3 protein-coding genes and 1 pseudogene are annotated in these 3,056 nt (G+C 58.4%); 1 reads left to right on the top strand and 3 read right to left on the bottom strand.

The window, feature by feature from the left end:
* Together EN932_RS32580 and EN932_RS32575 are read right to left on the bottom strand one after the other, a co-directional pair.
* A pseudogene (locus EN932_RS32580) lies at nucleotides 1–621 on the bottom strand (cytochrome B6); the annotation flags it as partial.
* Nucleotides 622–853: 232 nt separating this feature from the next.
* Entirely contained in the window at nucleotides 854–1,144 is a 291-nt protein-coding gene (locus EN932_RS32575; RefSeq protein ID WP_224621434.1) for a hypothetical protein, read from the bottom strand.
* A gap of 657 nt (nucleotides 1,145–1,801) precedes the next feature.
* On the opposite strand from EN932_RS32575, the gene EN932_RS32565 reads away from it, so the two are divergent.
* Complete coding sequence (locus EN932_RS32565) at nucleotides 1,802–2,311, top strand: DUF892 family protein (RefSeq protein WP_128338374.1); 510 nt, start codon at nucleotides 1,802–1,804, stop codon at nucleotides 2,309–2,311.
* Nucleotides 2,312–2,823: 512 nt separating this feature from the next.
* Here EN932_RS32565 and EN932_RS38210 read toward each other — a convergent pair.
* Nucleotides 2,824–2,988: a hypothetical protein gene (locus tag EN932_RS38210; RefSeq protein ID WP_164752019.1), complete on the bottom strand. Its 165-nt coding sequence runs from the start codon at nucleotides 2,986–2,988 to the stop codon at nucleotides 2,824–2,826.
* Between the last annotated feature and the right edge of the window lie 68 nt (nucleotides 2,989–3,056).

Below are 3,056 nucleotides of genomic sequence, written 5' to 3'. Positions count from 1 at the left end.
CTGCACGGGCGTGATGATGCCGTTCATGTATTCGTAGAAGTTGCGTATCGTCAGCAGATCCCCTCGCGACACATCTCCAAGCTCCGGGTGCGTGGTCAGAAATATTGGAGGTGGAAACTCCGGCGTAAGGTGATCCGGTAGATCGAAATCGACGTCGAAGCGGCGCAGATCGCGTCCTTCATCAGCGCCGATCTCTCTAATCTCACTTTCAGGAAAGACCTGACCTCCGGCGGCCTGCTTGACGTGCGGCAACGGTAGGAAGCCTTGCGGCAACAGACCACGATCACGAATTTCCTGAGGGGTTTTCGCTGCCAGGCTGCTCCAGGTTTCGCCTGCCGGCAGTTTCACTCGCGAGCCTTCTTGTACAGCCTTGCGCCCGCCTGACATCATGACGCCGGGCATCGGCCGGTCGGCCAGATCGTAACGGCTCTCGAGCAAGCCGCGTTGCCGTTGTGTCACGGTCGGCTTTTGCGCCTCGTCAGTTTCCTTGACCGCAGAAAAAGGCAAGCTTGGCAATGGACGATACGTCAGATCCGGCGGCAGCGGGTCCGAAGCAACATTGAGCGTGAACGTTGCAGCGCCAAGCAGGACCGGCAAACCAAGATTGAAGATACGCGACATATCCCCTCCCCACAGCGTTGAATTTGGACCCAACCAGTGCGCGCCAGCTTTGTTCCATAGCTTTGATAGCCCCAACGCTCACGCTCGGCTTTTCGATGATCACCGGTGTCTCTGCTCTGGAGGGTGCGATCTGCGTGCCTTGCCCGCGTACCGTTCTCGCAATCTTCTGGGCTGATGACTGCACGTCCGCTGCCGACTCGTGGCCTTGTAGCCCGCACCGAGCGAAGCTATTCTATCCCGACATTCCGGATTGTATCACCCCGTCGGCCGACGACCCGTCAGACATCGCCGCATTGTTGATCTGGTCCGTCCCGAACTGAGCGACCTGAACCATCATAGCCTTGGCCTTTGCAATGAGTTCATCGTCGGGAAGAGTATGCCCGGCCTGCAGGGTAACTTTAATACACTCGCCTCCCTCGCCCCGAAATTCCACGACCGGAGCCTGGTCTCGGCTGACGACAACTCCCATCATCTGCATAAAAACCTCCTCGTCGCTTCCTGTATTGGCCAGACGCTCGGCCATCTAATCCTTGACATAGGCCCCAGGTTGACGCCCGCCTCTGGGCGCCTTGGCGTCTTTCGAATGCTCGGCGACCGCAGGGCCTGCTCCGGATATTTTCTCTGGGGCCGGTGAAGGTGTCGCCGGCTTTGACGGGGTCCTGCCGCTCGATTTCTCGGGGCGGGGTGATATGTCAGTTGAAGACTTGTCTGAAGAAGTCATGGCTCTTTCCCTAGCGCGAAAACCCCAATACCAACCTGCGAAACGCCGTGACGTTCCATCGCGATATGATCTCCGTTGTTGAACCTGGAGGCCTCGCTGGGACGCACCGGCAATGGGCTGATTTCGCAAGACGAATGGCAACGGCCAAGGCGCTCGGGCAAGACACAGCCTGACACATCGCGGCGCGGGTATTGGAATACGAGGCGACGCGAAACGCTTCATTGAGATCATCCATCACGGAACCCGCGACAGGCAGCAGCTTCGTCATTTCTGCAGAAATGCGGTTTGCCAACGCGGACACCGCGACCATGCCTCGCCGGCCACTCTCTCCAATTGCCAAGCGCCCGTTTGCAGCGCCGACCTCGAGGAGCCTGCAATACAGGCTGACTCGGCAGCTCAACCGATGAGGAACAATATCTCCCTTTGAAAGTTCTGGCCGACCCATGAAGGAGGTATGAAATGTCAGAATCACGCGAATGGCTTGTCCAATGGCTCAGGGATGCTCACGCCATGGAGGAGCAGGCCGAAACGATGTTGAATGGGCAACTGAACCGGATAGAGAACTATCCTGAGCTCAGCGAGCGGATTCGCCAGCACATCCAGGAGACCAGACAGCAGGCTGCTCGGCTGGAAACCTGTCTTGACCGCATCGGACAAGGATCTTCCACACTGAAGGATGCCGGCGGCAAGCTGACGGCAATGGCGCAGTCGCTCAGTGGGGTGTTCGCCGGGGACGAAGTGATGAAGGGATCGCTTGCAAGCTACACGTTCGAGCACATGGAAATCGCCTCCTACACAATCCTGATCGCCGCCGCCAAATCGTTAGGCGAAGCAGAGGTCGCCCAGGTCTGCGAAGAGAATCTGCGTGAGGAAGTCGCGATGGCGGACTGGTTGAAAAGCCATATTCCAGCGACAACCGAGCAGTTCCTCGCACGGGCCGACTCGGAGAGTGACAACGCCAAGCGCTGATCTACGATCGTGGCTCGCAGGCGATAAGTGACCGCCGGTCGGCGCAGCATACGGGCTCGCGCTGACCACCGTGGCGCGGGCCCACATAGCAACTACCTTGACCAGGTAATATTCGTATCGGTCTTGGGGGTGACCGTCCTGTTTGGGCGGCAACGACAAACCAACGACCTGGTCTGATGACGGCAGTTCCTCATGCGGCGTGGAGCGTCATTCCGATTGAAAACAGGAACTGAGAGAGCGGCATCTTGCGTCAAGACGCAGTCGCAAGAAGCATCGTTAGGCCACTGAAGTGAGAACCTCCGTCGGGCCGGGCCACGAAACATTCGGCAGCGGTCGGGCGTTGTCTCGGGAGTTTGGGGCGACCCGCACCGCCATGTTTTCTTGGCAGGTGATCGAGTGCGTTCTGGGAAATGCGCGTGCCACGCGGCCTCCGTTGTGGCCTGACGATTCGTCCCATCAAGCTGGTCGTTTGTGCCCTCATGCGAGGAGGAAGTCCTTCCAGGCCGAGCGGGTCAGGCAACACCGGAGTATTTTTTCATTACCCTTGCTGCTCGCACGAGTGACGACCAATCAGCTCCCATAGTGGCGACGAGGTCACTAGCTTCTTCGCTGGAAATGCCGGTGCGGGCGGCGAGCTTCTTCGCAAGCAAATCGAAAGCCAGTTCGACTATCGTCATCGTTCAGCCCTTTCGCTAAGCTCTCCATTACCCTCTCGGAGGGTCTCTCGCATTAGCCCATGTTAATG

Origin of the sequence: Mesorhizobium sp. M7A.F.Ca.US.002.01.1.1 (genome assembly GCF_004022955.1) — a bacterium.
Lineage (GTDB): Bacteria > Pseudomonadota > Alphaproteobacteria > Rhizobiales > Rhizobiaceae > Mesorhizobium > Mesorhizobium ciceri.
This window is presented reverse-complemented; position numbering and strand designations above follow the sequence as displayed.